The organism is Corynebacterium halotolerans, assembly GCF_050107895.1.
Lineage (GTDB): Bacteria > Actinomycetota > Actinomycetes > Mycobacteriales > Mycobacteriaceae > Corynebacterium > Corynebacterium halotolerans_B.
Map to the genome: position 1 here is coordinate 14,637 of NZ_JBNILW010000017.1, position 16,941 is coordinate 31,577.

The window sequence follows — 16,941 nt, forward strand, 5'->3', positions numbered from 1 at the left end:
ATCCGCGCGATTTCAGCGCGTACCTACTTAAAGTTAATATAGGCTAGGCATGCCTGTTTAAGGTCAGCCTTACCAAAGGAGTTTCATGGTTAAGCAATACCGCGGTCCGCGACGGCTGGCCGCCACCACAGCAGTTGTCGCTTTGGCCGCCACTTCCCTCACCGTGGGGGTCTCGTCCCCTGCTGGTGCCGCCGAGACGTGCACCGAAACCCACCTGGCCGTGACCGGGGGCTCCTTCGAATGGGGCGTGAAGGAGAGCTGGCGCAACTACGTCACGGGACCGGTGGCCAAGGGCCGGTGGAACCTCACCGGGGTGCGTGACACCGGCTCCGCCTTCGCCTTCACTCCCGTCTCCGGCAGTGGCGGGCTCAGTGAGGACGGCACGGGTGTCATCCCCTTCAGCGGCAGCGTGAATTTCACCGGTCACGGCGGGGCCCTGGACATGACGCTGAGCGACATCGCTCTGGAGGTCGACGGTGCCGCTGCCGGCATCCGCGTCGACTACGAGACCTACACCACCGACTTTCAGACCTCCGGACAGAAGGGGGACAAGCGCACCGGTAATGACGTCATCATCGCCACGGTGGACCTGGGCACCCCCGTCAAAGCGGGTGCCACCTCCTTCAGTCTCGCCGGCGCCACCACACTGACCTCCGCCGGTGCGGGCCTCTTCCAGGCCTATGACACCGGTGCCCGGATGGATCCGACCGGCGGCACCGTATCCCTGAAGGAGACCTGCGGAGCGGCGCCAGGCGGCTCGGGATCGGGCACCGGTGGGGGAGGGCGGGCCACCACCGGCATGGGCGGGCTACTCGCCGGTCTGAATGACACGTTCTCAGAGGTCAACACCCTGCTGGGCAATACCACGGAGCTCTTCGATAATTCCGAGGATCTCTATGATCGTACCTGGGCCGACAACGGCGGCCGGGTCACCACCGCCTCGCCGGGCGCCACCGGCAACTCGCCCGGCGCCGGTGCGACAACGGACACCGGCGCCACCGGAACCACTCCCACCTCCGGCGGAAACCCCGGAACCACGACTGGTGGCACCGGCACCGCAGGCACCTCCGGGACCGGCGCCTCCCCCGGCGTCGCCAGCACCGGGACCCCCGCCGGAAACACTGCCGGTGCGAACAACACCGAGACCGCCAGCACCTCGGGGGATGTGTGCACCGCCGACGGCTCGCTGGGGGTCACCCAGGCCGAAGCGCAGTGGGGCGTGCGGTCGTCCTTCCGGAACTACATTTCCGGCGGCATCGCCAACGGCGGCTGGGAACTCAGTGGAGTGGGCTATGACAACGGCACCTTCACCTTCACCGGGGACTCCGGCGCCGTCGATCCGCAGCAGCGCAGCGGCACCGTGCTCTTTCCCGGCGCTCTGCGTTTCACCGGTCACGGTGGGGTGCTGGACACCCGCTTCTCCAACATGGAGATCCAGTTCGCCGGGGACTCCGGCTCCCTGCTGGTCAACGCCTCATCCAACTCCACGGAGGGCGAACCCAACGACTACGGCCGCGTGGTCCTGGCCACTCTGAACTTCTCCGAGCTGCAGGTCAGCGAGTCCGAAGCGGCCGGCACCGCCGTGCCGCACCTCACCGAGGCCGGTGCCCGAGCCTTCGGCGACTTCTACCCGGCCGGCGACACCCTGGACCCGATCACGTTCCGGGCCGCCCTGGGTGGGGGCGCCAGCTGCGCCGCCGGCCAAGGCGGGTCGGCCACCTCCTCCGCCACAGGCGGTTCCGACGGTGCCGGTGCCGCCGCTGAGCTGCGAGCTGCGGGCACCTCCGGGACGGTCGGCGAGGACGGCGCCGCCGGAGGCAGCGTCTTCGACGAGATCACCGGTGAGGGCACCACCACGACCAGTGACAGTCTGAACGCGGCCGCGGACGGCAGCCAGTTCCGCGTCCGCTCGGCCGGGGAGGACAACCCCGTCGGCAATGACCGGTTGATCACGCTCGTGTTGTTGATCGTCGCCGCCTTCGTGGTCGCCGGCGCCAGCCTGAGCAGTTTCGCGCGCCGCAACCCCACCGTGGGCTCGCAGGGAGAGTAGGTACACCACATGAAAATGACAAGAATCCTCCCGGGCGTCGCGCTGCTCCTCACGACCGCGCTGAGCCTGGGGGCCTGCGCCTCCTGGGACGAGGTCCCGGTCACCGCCGATGCACAGTTGCGTGAGGAACTGGGCAGCGCCACCCCCGCAGATGATCCCCGCGCGCTGACCGGAGTATCCGCGGTGGCGGAGATGTCCGAGGTCGAACCCGTCACGGACAGTGCACAGCCGCAGCTACCCGTCGAGCTGACCGACGCCGACGGTTTCGACGTCACCGTCACCGACACCTCCCGCATCCTCGCGCTCGACCTGTACGGCACCTACACCAAGACCCTGCGGGGCCTGGGCCTGGGCGAGAACATCATCGGCCGCACGGTCAGCTCCTCCGAGCCCTCGCTGCAGGACCTGCCGGTGGTCACCGAGTCCGGTCACAGCCTGAATGTGGAGGCCGTGCTCAATCTGCAGCCGAGTCTGGTCATCGTGGACCATTCCGTCGGCCCGCGCGAGGCCATCGACCAGATCCGGCAGGCCGGGGTGACCGTGGTGGTCATGTCCCCGCAGCGCTCCCCGGACTCCATCGGCACCGACATCATGGATCTGGCAGCCGTGGTCGGTCTGCCGGAGGAGGGCGAACAGCTCGCCGAGCGCAGCCTGGCAGAGCTTGAGGCGGACAAGCAGGCCGTCGCCGAACTGGCTCCCGAGGAGCCCCTGCGCATGGCCTTCCTCTATGCGCGGGGTGACGGCGGCGTGTTCTTCGTCCTCGGCGAGGAATCCGGATCCCGGGGACTGATCGAGGGGCTCGGCGGCATCGACGTCGCGGCGGAATCCGGCGTCGGTGCCCCCGCGCCCGCGAACGCGGAGGCCCTGGCCGAGCTCAACCCGGAGGTCTTCGTCATGATGTCCGGCGGCCTGGAATCCACCGGCGATGTCGCGGGCCTGCTGCAGCGGCCCGGCGTCGCACAGACCGTCGCCGGCCAGAAGCAGCGCATCCTCGCCCTGCCCGACGGCCAGTCCCTGTCCTTCGGACCGCAGACCGGTGAGCTGCTCCTGCGCGGTGCGCAGGCGCTCTACCTGGACGGGGAGAGTAAGTGACCACGAACCTCGGCAAACCCGGCACCGTCGCGGAGCCCATTACCGACGCCGCGTCCGTGCCTACCGCGGCCGCGACAGGGGCCGCACCCGTCACGGCGTCGCCAGACGGTCCCGAGCAGGTATTCCGGGCACGCCGCCTGCGGCGGGTCATCCTGCTGGTGGTACTCGCGGGGGCGGTGGCGGTCACCTCGGTCATCTCGATCATGCTCGGCCAGTACGATCTGCCGCTGCGGGACCTGCCCGGCATCCTCGCCGCCGGGCCCACGGGGGCGACCGACCTGACGGAATCCGTGGTCTGGCAGATCCGCATCCCGCGCGTGCTGCTCGGCCTGCTGGTCGGCGCTGCGCTGGGGGTGGGCGGGGCGCTGATGCAGTCGGTGTTCGCCAACCCGCTGGCCGAGCCCTCGGTCATCGGCGTGACCAGTGGTGCCGGCGTGGGGGCGGCCGCGGCCATCGTCTTCGGCTGGACCTTCCTGGGCACCTCCACCACCCCGGCGCTGGCGTTTGTCTCCGGGCTGATCACCACCGGGGTGGTCTACGCGCTGTCGCGCTTTGGCGGCAAGATCCGGGTGATCAACCTGATCCTGGTCGGTATCGCCGTCAACGCCGTGGCGGGCGCGGCCATCTCCTTCCTGGTGTTTCTCGCGCCGTCGACCTCCCGGGAGGAGATCGTCTTCTGGCAGATGGGCACGCTCAACGGTGCACAGTGGGCGCATGTCTCGGTCGTCGGGGTGATCGTCGCCGTCGGCCTGGTGATCGCACTGCTGCTCGGTAGGCACCTGGACGTGCTGTCCCTGGGTGACCGGGCCGCCGCACATGTCGGTGTCAATGTCGGCAAGCTGCGCGCGCTGGCGATCATCACCGCCACCCTGCTCACGGCGGCGGCGGTCTCCTACGCCGGGCTGATCGGCTTCGTCGGCCTGATCGTCCCGCACATCATCCGCACCGTCGCCGGGCCCTCGAACCACCTGATCCTGCCGGCTTCCGCACTCGGCGGGGCGGTGCTCATCGGCCTGTCCGACATCGTGGCGCGCACCATCATCCCCTTCGTGGACCTGCCCATCGGCATCTTCACGGCACTTGTCGGCGGTCCGGTGTTCTTCATCCTGCTGCGACGAATGACAAGAAAGGGCGGACACGCATGACCTCCGGCATCACCGTCACCGACCTCAGCGTGCGGATCGGTTCAGCCACCATCCTCGACCAGGTGAGTCTGCGCGCCGAGCCCGGCCAGGTCACCGGTCTGATCGGTCCGAACGGAGCAGGCAAGTCCACGCTGCTGGCCGCGCTGGCCGGTGACCTTGTCCCCACTTCCGGGAGGGTGGCCCTGGACGGCGTGGACCCGGTCCGTACCCCAGCGAAACAGCTCTCGCGCCACCGCGCGGTCATGCTCCAGGACACCCACGTGGCCTTCGCGTTCCTGGTCCGCGACGTCGTGGAGATGGGCCGTCGCCCCTGGGCCGGCACCCACCGGGCCCGGGGCGATGACACGCTTGTCGACGCCGCGCTCGCCGCCACCGGCGTCTCGGGGCTGGCCGGGCGCGACATCATGACGCTCTCGGGTGGGGAGCGGGCCCGGGTGGCGCTGTCCCGGGTCCTGGTGCAGCAGGCCCCGGTCGTGCTGCTGGATGAACCCACCGCTGCGATGGACATCCGGCACCAGGAGCAGTCCCTGGGGCTTCTGCGGTACCTGGCGGCAGCCGGGGCGGCGGTAGTGGTGGTCCTGCACGATCTCAACGCCGCAGCGGCCTATTGCGACCGCATCGTGTGCCTCTCGGAAGGGCGGGTGGCCGCGGCCGGTGAGGTGGGGGAGGTCTACACCGAAGAGATCCTCTCCGGCGTCTACCGCTGGCCCATTCAGGTGCTCAAGGGGCCGGGTGGCCTCCGCCAGGTCGCCCCCGCACGCGGGGGTGGTGAGGGTTGCCTAAACGGGCAGGTCAACCTGCTTCTCGGGGGTGTACGTTCAGGAAATTCCAGGGAAGTGCTTGCGTTAAGGCAAGGCTAACCTAAGCTTTCTTTCGATGGTGTGGAGCGTCGGCCCCGCACCACCGCCAGAACCCAAGAGAAAGACCACACATGACCATCATCACCCGCCGCACGGCGGCTACCTCCGTCCTCACCGCCACTGCGCTGGCGAGCGGCCTGGCGTTCGCGGTTCCGACCGCGGCACTCGCCGAGGACCCGCCGGTGCCGGGCATCACCGGTGGCAGTTTCACCTGGGGCATCAACGCGAATTTCCTGGGTTACCTCGCTTCTCCGGCCGCCGGTGCCCAGCTGACCGGCACCGACGGAGCGGAGTACGCCGAACGGGAATTCACTTTCCCGGTCGCGGCCGCAGATTCCGCCATCGACGCCGCGGGCACCGCCCACATCGCGCTCGACGGCGGCATCGATCTCAAGGCACACGAGGGGAAGGGGCCGGACGGCGGTTGGGGTCTCGACCTCAGCTACGACAACCTCTCCCTGACGGTGGTGGGCACCGCCGCCACCCTCACCGGTGACTATGACGTCTCCGACGGCTTGCGCAGCGGTGATGACGTTGATCTGGTCACCTTCACCCTGGCCGAGCCGATCGACCCGGCCACCGGTGAGTTCACCGTCACCGACGTGAGCACTGCGGCGGCGCAGGGGGTCACTGATTCCCTCGGCCACTACCCCGTGGGCACCGACATGGCACCGGCCGACCTCAGCCTGAGTTTCGCTGCTGAGCCGGCCGCCGGGAACGGTGCAGGCCAGATCAGCACCAGCTCGAACACCGGCTCCGGCGTCGTCGGGGTGCCGCAGGTGTTTGCCGCGCTCACCGCCTTCCTCGGCGAGACTCTCGGCGCCTCCGAAGGGGCCCAGCTCTCCTCCTAACCGTACCTCGGGCTGGATTCCACCACTACTTCACCTTTTCCAGAAAGGCTCCTCACACCATGGCTTTCCGACACCGCGCACTCGCCGCGACCACCACCGCCGTCCTCACCGCCGGTCTCCTCATCCCCTCCGCCACCGCCCAGGAGGGCGAACTGACCGGCGTGACCGGCACCGTGGACTGGAACTTCAAGGACAGCTTCCTGAGCTATGTCACCAGCGGATTCGCCGGGGGCGCGGTCACCGTCTCCGACGGGGCGACCTGGGAGAAGGGACAACCCTTCACCTTCCCGATCGATGCTGAGAACACCACCGTCACCGACAATGACACCGCCGTCATCGAGCTCGGCGGCGAGGTGAACTTCAACGCCCACGGCGGGATCCTCGACACCACCGTCAGCGACTTCACGCTCCACGTCGACGGCACCACCGGCTCCCTCTACGTGGACTACAGCTCCAAGCCCATGTCCATGGAACCAGGGGAGGAGGCTGTCGTCGAAGAAAATGTCCACTTCGTCGACATCGTCTTCGATGAGCCGGTGGACTTCAGTGCCCCGCTGAATCTGACCGGTGCCACCACGCTCGTCGAGGACGGCGTGCCGGTGTTCACCAACTACTCGGCGGGTGACGCCTTCTCGGACCTGGTGCTCGATACCGAGCCGACCTTCGCGGAGCCGACTGAGCCGGAGGAGCCGGCTGATCCGGAAGACCCGGCGAACCCGGAGGACCCGGCTGATCCGGAAGAGCCGACAGCGCCCGGCGGCAGTGCCGACGGCAGTTCTGCAGGTAGCTCAACTGAGGAGGGTGGATTCCTGTCCCAGCTCTTCGGCGCCGTGAGTGGCATTGTCGGTATCGGTGCCCTGGGCGCGGTCATCACCAGCATCGTCCAGCACTTCACCAAGCTGGTGGGTTAGCCTCTCCAGGTCCGCCGGGAAGCCTGGCAAGTCCATCTCAGCAACCGCTGTTGCCCCATGTCTCGGGGCGGCAGCGGTTGCTTTGTCGGGAACTGCGAGGGGAGCAGGTTCCGGAGCCTGTTCCTTGTCGCGGGAGAGAAGCGAATGTAGTCTCGGCCACACTCATTAGTTTTTGCATATGGCTGCAGATCAGCCCTGGATGTGAAATACAAGGGAGGCCACATGGGCCGGGACAGAATCGCCGAACCGTGGGGAGAGCGAACTCCCTACGCGGCAGGGGAGACATGGCCGAGCCGGGTGGACACGCACCTGGCGGAAGGCGTGGCCGAGGAGGACGTGGACGGGTGGAGGCAGACCGCGTCCATCCTGCACTCGAACGGCGACGCCCTGGACATCGCGGTCAAAGACGGAGAGATCGTCGGTGTCCGCGGACGGGCGCAGGACCGGGTCAACCACGGCCGACTCGGGGTGAAGGACCTCTACGGCTGGCAGGCCAATTCCTCCCCGGACCGGCTGACCCACCCGTTGATCCGGCAGGACGGCGAGCTCGTGGAGACGGACTGGGACACCGCCATGGACCGGGTGGTTTCCCGTACCCGGGAGCTGCTGGAGGAACAGGGGGCCAGTGCCCTCGGCTTCTACACCACCGGCCAGCTCTTTGCCGAGGAGTACTACACGCTGGGGGTGATCGCCCACGGCGGGCTGGGCACGAACCACGTGGACGGCAACACCCGGTTGTGCACCGCCACCGCAGCGGCCGCACTGAAGGCGTCCTTCGGGTGTGACGGGCAGCCGGGTTCCTACACCGACGTCGACCACGCCGATGTCATCGCGCTCTACGGGCACAATGTGGCAGAGACCCAGTCCGTGCTGTGGATGCGGATGCTGGACCGCCTGGCGGGCCCGAACCCGCCGCAGATCATCTGCGTGGATCCCCGCCCCACCAAGGTTGCCGAGCACGCCACCGTGCACCTGGCGCCGAAGCTGGGCACCAATGTGGCGCTGATGAACGGGCTGCTGCACGAGATCATCGCCAATGACTGGGTGGACCACGATTTCATCACCGCCAACACGGTGGGCTACGACAAGCTGGTGGAGACGGTCCGGGACTACCCGCCGGAGAGGGTCGCCGAGATCTGTGACGTCCCCGTGGAGCAGATCCGCCAGGCTGCCCATATTCTGGGGCACGCCGAGAAACTGCTGTCCACGGTGCTGCAGGGCTTCTACCAGTCAAACCAGGCCACAGCCGCATCCGTCCAGGTCAACAACATCAACCTGATCCGGGGCATGCTCGGGAAACCCGGTTGCGGCATCCTGCAGATGAACGGCCAACCCACCGCCCAGAACACCCGCGAGTGCGGCGGTGACGGCGATCTGCCGGGTTTCCGGAACTGGTCCAACGATGACCATGTGGCGGACCTGGCCCGGGTGTGGAACGTGGATCCGATGCAGATCCCGCATTACACGGCACCCACCCACGTGATGCAGATGATGCGCTACGTCGAGGAGGGCTCGATCAGGTTCCTCTGGGTCAGTGCCACCAACCCCGCGGTGTCCCTGCCCGAGCTGCACCGGATCAGGTCCATCCTCACGCAGGAACGGCTCTTCCTGGTGGTGCAGGACATCTTCCTCTCCGAGACAGCGCAACTGGCCGACGTCGTCCTGCCCGCCGCCACCTGGGGAGAGAAGACGGGCACCTTCACCAACGTGGACCGCACCGTCCACCTGTCTGAGAAGGCCGTGGAACCACCGGGCGAGGCGCGGCCGGACCTGGACATCTTCCTCGATTACGCCCAACGCTTGGACCTGCGGGACAAAGACGGGGAACCGCTGGTCAAATGGGATGATCCGGAGTCCGCTTTCGAGGCGTGGAAGGAGTGCACCCGCGGCAGACCGTGCGACTACACGGGGCTCAGCTATGACAAGCTGCGCGGTAAAACCGGCATCCAGTGGCCCTGCAATGAAGATCACCCTGACGGCACGGAACGCATCTACACCGACGGGAAATTCTGGAGTGCACCGGACTACTGCGAGAGCTACGGCAAGGACATGCTCACCGGTGCACCGATGGAACCGCAGGAGTACCGTGCCCAGAACCCGGAGGCCAAGGCAATGCTGAAGGGGGCTGCCTACGTCCCGCCCCATGAGGAGCCCGGTGGGGACTACCCCATGCAGCTGACCACCGGCCGCACGCTCTACCACTTTCACACCCGGACCAAGACGGCGCGGGCGCCGGAACTGCAGAAGGCCGCGCCCGAGGTGTGGATCGAGCTGTCAGCTGTCGACGCCGTGAGCATCGGTGCGGCCGAGGGGGATCTGCTGCGGGTGAGCACACCGCGGGGCAGGGTGGACGCGAAAGCCCGCATCACCGGCATCCGCCCCGGCGTACTCTTCCTTCCCTTCCACTACGGGTACTGGGACACCGACGGCGGAGAGGAACCGGGGGAGCACGGGCGTGCGGCCAACGAGCTGACCATCACCGACTGGGATCCCGTGTCCAAGCAGCCGATCTTCAAGACCGCGGCTGCGCGAGTGGAACGTCTCGGCAGCGGTGACGGATCCTCACCGGCCCCGACGAACACGGCGTCGGCCCCGCTCGCGCGAAGCGGCACCAACGACACGAAGGCGGGAATGCGATGAAGCTCGATCTGGTACTGCGGGAGCTCCACCGGCGGGAGAATAACCTCGCACACAAACTGCTGCATGTCTCTGAACGTCACAAGGTCGACCACGATGTCTACCATCTCGGACGGGACCTGGCGGGCTGGTCACAGCGACACGTCAGGGAGATCGCCGAGGCGGCGCGGGACCTTGACCTGAACCTCGATCCCGAGCCGGCGGCGGAACATCACGTGGCGCAGAAGTTGCGGGAAAAGGGCAGCGAATTGCTCGGCCGCCGCAGTGAGCCGGGACTTCTGCTGCTGGTCGATCTCCGCGAGCTCTACACCATGGCCGCGGGCCTCTCCGTCGACTGGGAATTGCTCGGGCAGGCGGCGCAGGGGATCAGGAACCGGGAGTTGCTGGCGTTGACCAAACGCTGTCATCCCGACACCCTCCGCCAGATGAAATGGGCGAATTCAAAACTCAAGGAGTCTGCCACGCAGATTCTGGTCAGCTGACGGGGATTTCGGGGGTAGCGGGTAACCGCGAATTGGGGGAATAACATGTGCGCCCCTCTAAATGGGGGGTGTATTTCAGCCTGCCGGTCTCGAATTGGATAAGCCGAGGTCACAAGGTGAAAAAACGTTGGAGCGTTCAAAAGGTGTGATTTACCTGGCATTATGCTGGGTGCCCCTGCGTTCTGGGGCTTTTTCGGGCTTATTTTATTTGCCTCGAAAAAGCCTTGAATTGTCTTCCCCCGGGGGCTAATTTTCTCTTAGAAAGCAAAAATGTTGTCATCCCAACCAAACATCATATCTGTCAACGCGTGGAGGTGAAGACGGTGAGAGGTCCAGTCCGAATCAGTTGTGAAAGCAAAGCACATCTGTCTGCTGGGGATCTCCCCGGCTTCCTTAAGCTCCGTGCTCCTGCGAGGACGGGGATCCTACTTTGAGGAAGAACATGGCAATTTACACGGCTCGAGTCCGCCGGGATGGCGAGTGGTGGCTGGTCTCCGTCGATGAAGTTGAAGGACTGACCACCAAGGTGCGGCTGCTGGAGCAGGTTCCCATGGCAGTTCGGGAGCAGCTCGCTCATATCCCGGGCGAGTTCTCAGATCCGGAGGACGCGATTGTGATGGTGTTCCCCGAGGATGACTCCCAGTGCGTGCTCCACGTCAAGGACCTCAGTGAGCGGGTGCGGAAATTGCAGTATGAGGAACAGCGGGCCATGCGGCAGGCGGTCCGGGAGCTGAGTCTGCAGGGGTTGACCTTCCGTGACATCGGCGAGATCCTCGGCGTGGACTTCAAGCGGGCCATGCAGCTCGCGAAATAGGCCTGGCTGGAGCTCCGGTTCCATGACTTTCCCCAGTCGGTGAGGCACGGCATGATAAGTGCTTGATTACCTCGGGTCTAAGGGAAGAGCGCAGACGGTCATGGAACTACGGCAGCTGAAATACTTTTTGGCGGTTGCCGAAGAGCTCAACTTCACCCGTGCGGCACAACGCCTGCACATGGCCCAGCCGCCACTGTCCCAGCAGGTGAAGGCTTTGGAAGATGAGCTGGGTTTCGCATTGTTTCGCCGCACCACCCGCAAGGTCGAATTGACTCCGGCCGGCAGACATTTTGCCGGCCGGGTCCGTGACCTGGGCAAGGAGCTCCGTAACGCTGTCAGCGAGGCCGCGAGCGTAGCGAACGGGGTCCGTGGAGTGGTCCGAATCGGTTTCGTCGGTACTGCCACCTACCACCTGATGCCGCAGGTTCTCGCCTGTGCTCAGCGTGAATTTCCTGAGGTGAAAGTGGAGGTCGAGGGGGAGCTGCTGACGCCGCAGATTGAGGACCGCTTAAAGCGGAGGGTGCTTGATCTCGCGGTTATCCGGCCGCCGGTGTCGACCGGGAGAATCTCAGTCGAACTATTGCGGGAGGATCCTTTTGAAGTGGCGTTCGCGGAAAATGATCCCCTCGCAGGTTCGACGGAACCGCTCGATATCGCTGATCTGCGGGAAAGAAGTTTTGTGTCTTATCCCGCCGACGCTGCCGCTGCGATCGCCTTCTACAGTGCCTGCCGGGAGGCCGGTTTTCTGCCTAGAGTGGCCCACGAGACAGATCGGATGTCCACGCTATTGACCCTGGTCGGTGTTGGTTCCGGAATTGCCGTGGTCCCCGCAGGTTCGGTTCCTCCCGCCCAGTTCCCCGTCTGCTTCCGGTCTTTGACGGGAATCGCACCGATTGGCCTGGCTATCAGCGGGCTTAAAGAGGCACAGAACCCGCTGATTACGAGAATCAGCGGGCTGCTTCGGCGGGAACTCGCCGGCGGAGAAGGAAACTAGACCACAGCGGTTCTATTCTCGTTTCACCGCAACGTCCTGGTTGACGGGAAAATCGAGGTGGGACAGATGGGTGGTAGGCGGACCGGCATCTTCGGTGTCGGGGAGGTCCGTGAGCCTGCCTTCGAACAACTGGTCTTCGGCGACGGGCGAGATGCCGGCTTTCCGCTGTCTCTTGGCCACGAAGGCGACCAGGAACGGAGTGATGAAGGTGGTGACAACCACCGCCGTGGCGATCTGTGCGGTGGCTTCCGCCTGGACGGCCTGGAGGGCGGGATCGATAGCGGCGATGGCTGCCGGAGTGGCGATGGCATTACCGGCGACAGCTGATTCTGCCGCACCCGCGACTACGTTGCGCGCGTTCTTCGGGTGGCGGCGAACCCGGTGCCACAGGTAAACGGCCAGAATCGTGGCGGTGCCGGAGAAGACCAGTGTCATCAGTCCGAGCAGTACACCAATGGCGCCGGAGCGAAGCAATTCGCCGAAGTCGATGCCGGCGCCGATGGCGAAGCCGGCGAACGGAATGATGAGCTTCTCGCCTGGGGCGAGGAAATTCCGGGCGATCGTGGAGAAGTTGCCGAGCAGGAAGCCGAAGATCATCGGGAAGATGGCGGCCAGCAGTGTCATGATGGGGAAGTCAGCGAGACCGGCAGCGCCGAGGGCGATCATGGTCAGGAAGGGACCATCGTTGACCGAGAGGACAGAGATGGACCCCTTATCGGTCTTGGAGCCGAACTGTGAGGTCAGAGCGACGAAAAGGGAGCCGCTCGAGTTGGACATGGCGGCGATCACCGCCAGCGGGAGCAGGCCCCAGAGGTGTCCGTCCGGAGTGAGAAATGCGACAGCGAGGCCGACGGTCACTGCAATGCCGAACTTCGAGAACATCAGTACGGCACCCTTCTCGATGGAGGGGAGGGCCGTCTTGAAGTTGATCTGTGAACCAACGGAGATGAAGAAGAGGGCGATCAGAACTGTGGTGCCCTCCTTGAACAGGGCAGTGGTGAAGCTACCGATCTCCAGAATCCCCGGTGCAAAGGTGTTGATGACCGCACCGAGAAACAGCGGCACCACCATCAGTGCCCCTGGTATCTTCCCGATTGTTCGAAATAGCTGGTCCACGGAAAAACTCCTCCATAATCGTTCGCGTCGGCGCGTGATGCAGTGCCACTCACATCGCCCACCCTGTGTGACTTGACTCATGTTATGGATTGTCCGTCAGTAACTGAAATACCTGAAAAGTCTCACTTCAGACGCTGGCACTATCAATCCCTCTGTGGCAGGTGGCCCAGGCAGATGCAGGGGCGGGGGCGCTGGAGGAGCGGGACAGCATCGCCACGTGGCACTGCCCGGAGGATGCCACCGCGACCCGCGGCCCCGTCCTCGATGCCGTCCTCGATCTGGGGCACGATCACCGGGATGTCGGACTGGTTCTCTACGCCCCGGGCGCCACGGTTCGTGGTGGCCAGCCCCGGGCGCCTCCCCGGTAGGGGCGGCGGAAGCTCACTGGCATCGGGGCGGTGACCTCCGCGGGGAAGGTCCGGCTGTCCACTGTCACAGCGGAATCAGAGCTCGTTGGGGAACTCGTGGGTGTCTCCATGGCGCTGGACACCTGGGGCGAGAACGCGCGGTGCCTGGAAATCCTCACCGGTTCCCAGTAGGTCTGCCGGCAGTTGCACGGCACTCCGCGTGGCCGCCGGGGCGGTCCGCGGGAGGACCGCTGCCGCGACCGGAGCCGTGCCCTTGGGTCCCTGGGTGCCGACGGCCGCGTCCAGTGGATCCGCGGCCACCACGGACACCTGCTCAACACCTTCCGGCCGAGCAGCAATGGTCACCCGCCGCTGCGCCCCAGCTCTACCTGGACAACCGGCCGGACTTCGCCCGGCGCCTGCGCACGTAACTACGGGAGGCGCTTGCCGATGCTCCGATGGACAGTCTGCTGCCGCAGAACGCGGCGGTGTCGATGGCGGTCCGCTGACGCGGGCAACCGTCAGGCGCTCAGCTGCTTCAGGTCCGCCAGGATCTCGTCGAGGGCGGCTTCAGCGCCGTCCTCGTGCAACATGGTCAGCACCTGGGCGTAGGGCTCGGTGAACTCTTCCCGGTCAATCAGGTCGCCGAAGATCCCGCGGTCACGCAGGAACGCCAGGATGTCCTCCCGGTTGTGGGAGGCGTTCTCCATCAGTCGTGGAGCCAGTCGGTCGACCACCTTGATGGCCTGTCCCTGTTCGTCCACCCCCTCGGCGTAGCGGGCCCAGGAGGCCACGATCGCGGCGGAGAGCACCACGCTGCCGCCGGTCGCCAGGTTCTCCCGGACCACGGGCAGCAGCCATTTCGGGATGCGGTCGGAGGATTCGGCGCACAGGCGCGGCACGGTGTCCTTGACGGCGGCGTTGCCGAAGCGCTCGATCAACTTGTGGCGGTAGGCGTCCAGGTCCACGCCCGGGAGCTCGCGCAGGGTCGGGGTGGCCTCGTTTTCCATGTAGGCCAGCAGGAAGTCCCGGAAGCGCTCATCGGCCAGGACGTCGTGGACCATGTGGTGGCCGGCCAGATGGCCGAAGTAGCACAGTCCCTGGTGGGAGGCGTTGAGCAGGCGCAGCTTCATCAGCTCATAGGGTTCGACGTCGTCGACCACCTGCACGCCCACCTCTTCGTAGGCCGGGCGACCGGCCACGAAGTTGTCCTCCAGCACCCACTGGGTGAAGTCCTCGGCCACCACGGGCCAGGCGTCCGTGTAGCCGGTGGCGGTGATGTCCGCGCGGTCGGCATCGGTGGTCTCCGGCGTGATCCGATCCACCATGGAGTTCGGGAAGGAGACGTTCGCGGCCACCCATTCCCCCAGTTCCGGGTCCACGGACTCGGCGAAGGCCAGGAAGTAGCGCTTGGCCAGGTCGCCGTTGCCCTGGATGTTGTCACAGCTCATGATGGTGAACGGTGCGGCGCCGGCGGCGCGGCGTTCGATCAGGGCGGCGGTCACCAGACCGAAGAAGGTCTGCAGGCCGGCGGTCCCGCCGTCCTGCAGGTGCTGCCGGTCCTGGGAGACGTGCACGTTGGCGTGGTCGAACTCGCCGGTGGCCGGATCGATGTTGTAGCCGCCCTCGGTGACGGTGAGGGAGATGATGCGGATCGCGGCGTCGGCAAGCGTGGCCACGGCGGCCGCGGGGTCCTCGGGGGCGAAGACGTAGTCGATGATGCTGCCGATCACTCGCTGGTCCACGTGACCGTCCGCGGACTTGGTGCTCAGGGTGTACAGGTGGTCCTGACCGGCCAGGGCGTCGCGCATGCGGGCATCGCCGGGCATGACGCCCATGCCGATGATGCCCCAGTCCAGGGCCTTGTCTTCGTTCATCAGGCGGTCCAGGTACATGGCCTGGTGCGCGCGGTGGAAACCGCCGACACCGAAGTGGACGATGCCCGCGGTGACCCGGGAGCGGTCATAGGTGGGGACGGCTGCGCCGGAGATCTCGGCTACCTGGTCGAGGGTGGCGTTGCTGAGCGCGGGGGATGGCATGGTGGGGTTCTCCAGGAGGGGTCAGTTGCGGGTGGAATCGGAGACGTCAACGCGGGAGGTGGCGTCAGCAGGGGAGCCGGCGAGTTCATCGATGTCGGCGTCCTCGGCCAGGGCCGGTACGCCGTCGAAGCCGGGCTGGGTGCCCTTGAGCTGGAGGGTCATCCAGCCGGAGAGCAGATAGAGGGCGATCATGATGAGCACCAGGCCGGTCGCGCCCACCAGCGGGTGGAAGACGGCGACCAGCAACGGGCCGACGGCCACGGCGCCGCCCACGCCCAGGTTGTAGGTGGCCATCGCGGCCCCGGGGTGCTTCGGGTCCAGGGAGACCGCGATGGCGGACAGCGGGACGAAGCCGGCCAGGGAAACGCCGAACAGCGCGCCGGCGGCGATGGTGACGCCGAAGACCAGCCCGTTGGGCAGACCCGCAGGCACGCCGAAGAAGGGGATGAAGTAGACCAGCGCGAGGGTCACCGCCCCGCCGATGGAACCGCCCCAGAAGACGGTCTTCGCCCAGCCGGTCTTATCGCCGAACTTGCCGAAGAAGGGGTTGAACGGCAGGTTCACGGCGTAGATGACGGTGGTCAGAATCAGGAACCAGCCCAGCTGCCAGCCGAGGTCATCGGTGAAGAAGGAGGGGAAGAACACCGCCATGGCGTAGGTGGGGATGGAGTTGATGGTGCGGATGTAGGTGACGAACCGGGCGCGGCGGTCCCGGGCCAGCAGCTTGAAGCCCTGACCGAGCGTCTGGGAGACGGCCTCCGGGTTGGCCACCAGCGGATGGCGGCCCTTGCGCTCCTTCACGCCGAGCAGGGCGATCAGGGAACCGATGATCACCAGACCCAGGGAGACCCACAGGGTCTCGTAGAAGGTCAGGCTGAAGAACTGGATGGACACGGTGGCCACCAGCGCCCCCAGCGTGGGCAGACCAGCAGAAAAGGCCACGTAGAACCAGCCCACACCGGTGCCCAGCTGTTTGGCCGGGGCCGTGGCGGTGATCCAGACCAGGAAACCGTAGGCGAAGAAGGGGTAGCCGAAGCCGCGTAATCCGTAGGTGAGGAAGATCAGCCAGTTCAGGTCCGTGGTCAGTGCCACGCAGAGGAAGGCCAGTTCAAAGACGATCCACACGACGGCGCCGAGGATCATCACCTTGCGCGGACCCCACAGATCCGACAGGGCGGCGGCGAAGAAGGCGGCGATGGCCACGGCGACGCCGTAGACAGTGACCAGCGTGCCGGCCAGGGACACGGAGAAGCCGTGCTCAGAACTCAGGAAGGGCTCCAGGATATTGGTTTCCACGCCGTCGCCGATCATGAAGATCGTCAGGCCGATGAATCCGAAGATCAGCGGCCGCGGGATGCCGATGCGGTCCAGCAGGCCGGGCTGCGGGGTGCTTGCCGACGCCGCGGTGGAGGCCGCCGGCGGCGGGGAGTCGGCCGCCGTCGCGGCGGGATCACTGTGGTGCGTCATGGGGTTTCTTCCTGGGACGGAGGGTGAGGTGCGGCGCCCCGGTTGCCCCGGGTTGTGCTCCCACTCACGATGACAACCACAATCTAACGCCATAGTGTTATAAAAAAGCAAGAACTAACATCCAGATGTTAGATAG

The 16,941-nt window shown here is 66.1% G+C and carries 15 protein-coding genes; 11 read left to right on the top strand and 4 right to left on the bottom strand.

All coding sequences use genetic code 11. The annotated features are described in order from the left end of the window. Positions 1-85: 85 nt before the first annotated feature. From ACQCVD_RS13760 to ACQCVD_RS13805, 10 genes are all read left to right on the top strand, one after another. Positions 86-2,050, top strand: coding sequence for an HtaA domain-containing protein (locus ACQCVD_RS13760; protein WP_426824347.1), 1,965 nt, complete (start codon positions 86-88; stop codon positions 2,048-2,050). Positions 2,051-2,059: 9 nt separating this feature from the next. Next, positions 2,060-3,142, top strand: coding sequence for a heme/hemin ABC transporter substrate-binding protein (locus ACQCVD_RS13765; protein WP_426824348.1), 1,083 nt, complete (start codon positions 2,060-2,062; stop codon positions 3,140-3,142). A gap of 137 nt (positions 3,143-3,279) precedes the next feature. Beyond that, on the top strand, positions 3,280-4,287 hold the full coding sequence (locus ACQCVD_RS13770; protein ID WP_426824393.1) for a FecCD family ABC transporter permease: 1,008 nt from the start codon (positions 3,280-3,282) through the stop codon (positions 4,285-4,287). Then, positions 4,284-5,147 carry a heme ABC transporter ATP-binding protein gene (locus ACQCVD_RS13775; protein WP_426824349.1) on the top strand — a complete coding sequence of 288 codons (864 nt, stop codon included), beginning with the start codon at positions 4,284-4,286 and terminating at the stop codon, positions 5,145-5,147. The genes ACQCVD_RS13770 and ACQCVD_RS13775 overlap by 4 nt, the downstream gene beginning before the upstream one ends. 71 nt (positions 5,148-5,218) lie before the next feature. Then, positions 5,219-5,998 carry an HtaA domain-containing protein gene (locus ACQCVD_RS13780; protein WP_426824350.1) on the top strand — a complete coding sequence of 260 codons (780 nt, stop codon included), beginning with the start codon at positions 5,219-5,221 and terminating at the stop codon, positions 5,996-5,998. Positions 5,999-6,057: 59 nt separating this feature from the next. Next, positions 6,058-6,909: an HtaA domain-containing protein gene (locus ACQCVD_RS13785; protein WP_426824351.1), complete on the top strand. Its 852-nt coding sequence runs from the start codon at positions 6,058-6,060 to the stop codon at positions 6,907-6,909. Positions 6,910-7,131: 222 nt separating this feature from the next. After that, positions 7,132-9,549: a molybdopterin oxidoreductase family protein gene (locus ACQCVD_RS13790; RefSeq protein WP_426824352.1), complete on the top strand. Its 2,418-nt coding sequence runs from the start codon at positions 7,132-7,134 to the stop codon at positions 9,547-9,549. Continuing rightward, entirely contained in the window at positions 9,546-10,028 is a 483-nt protein-coding gene (locus ACQCVD_RS13795; RefSeq protein WP_426824353.1) for a hypothetical protein, read from the top strand. Before ACQCVD_RS13790 ends, ACQCVD_RS13795 begins: the two co-directional genes overlap by 4 nt. Positions 10,029-10,470: 442 nt before the next feature. Continuing rightward, positions 10,471-10,842, top strand: coding sequence for a transcriptional regulator (locus tag ACQCVD_RS13800; protein ID WP_426824354.1), 372 nt, complete (start codon positions 10,471-10,473; stop codon positions 10,840-10,842). Positions 10,843-10,942: 100 nt separating this feature from the next. Further along, positions 10,943-11,836, top strand: coding sequence for a LysR substrate-binding domain-containing protein (locus tag ACQCVD_RS13805; protein ID WP_426824355.1), 894 nt, complete (start codon positions 10,943-10,945; stop codon positions 11,834-11,836). A 12-nt stretch (positions 11,837-11,848) separates the two neighbouring features. On the opposite strand, the gene ACQCVD_RS13810 is transcribed toward ACQCVD_RS13805, so the two are convergent. Further along, complete coding sequence (locus ACQCVD_RS13810; protein ID WP_426824356.1) at positions 11,849-12,952, bottom strand: 2-keto-3-deoxygluconate permease; 1,104 nt, start codon at positions 12,950-12,952, stop codon at positions 11,849-11,851. Positions 12,953-13,113: 161 nt separating this feature from the next. Between ACQCVD_RS13810 and ACQCVD_RS13815 the strand changes: the two genes are divergently transcribed. Further along, entirely contained in the window at positions 13,114-13,320 is a 207-nt protein-coding gene (locus ACQCVD_RS13815; RefSeq protein WP_426824357.1) for a hypothetical protein, read from the top strand. A gap of 75 nt (positions 13,321-13,395) precedes the next feature. Here the strand turns inward: ACQCVD_RS13815 and ACQCVD_RS13820 are convergent, their stop codons facing one another. The 3 genes from ACQCVD_RS13820 to ACQCVD_RS13830 form a co-directional block, all read right to left on the bottom strand. Beyond that, positions 13,396-13,665, bottom strand: a complete 270-nt coding sequence (locus ACQCVD_RS13820) for a hypothetical protein (RefSeq protein WP_426824358.1) — start codon at positions 13,663-13,665, stop codon at positions 13,396-13,398. A gap of 155 nt (positions 13,666-13,820) precedes the next feature. After that, entirely contained in the window at positions 13,821-15,338 is a 1,518-nt protein-coding gene (locus tag ACQCVD_RS13825) for a mannitol dehydrogenase family protein (RefSeq protein WP_426824359.1), read from the bottom strand. Positions 15,339-15,359: 21 nt separating this feature from the next. Beyond that, on the bottom strand, positions 15,360-16,805 hold the full coding sequence (locus tag ACQCVD_RS13830) for an RbtT/DalT/CsbX family MFS transporter (protein WP_426824360.1): 1,446 nt from the start codon (positions 16,803-16,805) through the stop codon (positions 15,360-15,362). Positions 16,806-16,941 lie beyond the last annotated feature (136 nt).